Annotated in this window: 1 pseudogene; it reads right to left on the bottom strand. The window is 56.9% G+C overall.

The features are described 5' to 3' along the window. Positions 1-244: pseudogene (locus LRL21_RS47520) on the bottom strand (IS1380 family transposase); the annotation flags it as partial. Positions 245-255 lie beyond the last annotated feature (11 nt).

Here is a 255-nt window from a genome sequence, read left to right as displayed (position 1 = left end):
TGGCGTGATCCCTATAGAGCCGTATGACCTGCCAGGGCGAGCAGGTGAGCGTCGTGAAGAAGACCTGCACCTCGATTTGTGGAACCAGCAAGAGCTGTCCGTCGGCTTCGACCGTTCGTTCGATGACCTGGTAAACGGCACGTATCGGGCGCTTCAACTTCTTGTCCGTCCATGTCATGGCGCCAAGATAAACCCGCTTGCCTTCCCGCTCTTCACAGCACATGCCGTCTTGCCGAGCGATCATCAACCACTCTT

The sequence above is a fragment of the Paenibacillus periandrae genome, from assembly GCF_022458865.1.
Taxonomy (GTDB): Bacteria; Bacillota; Bacilli; order Paenibacillales; family NBRC-103111; genus Paenibacillus_S; species Paenibacillus_S periandrae.
Note: the sequence above shows the minus strand (reverse complement) of the source record. Positions and strands in the feature narration are given on the sequence as shown.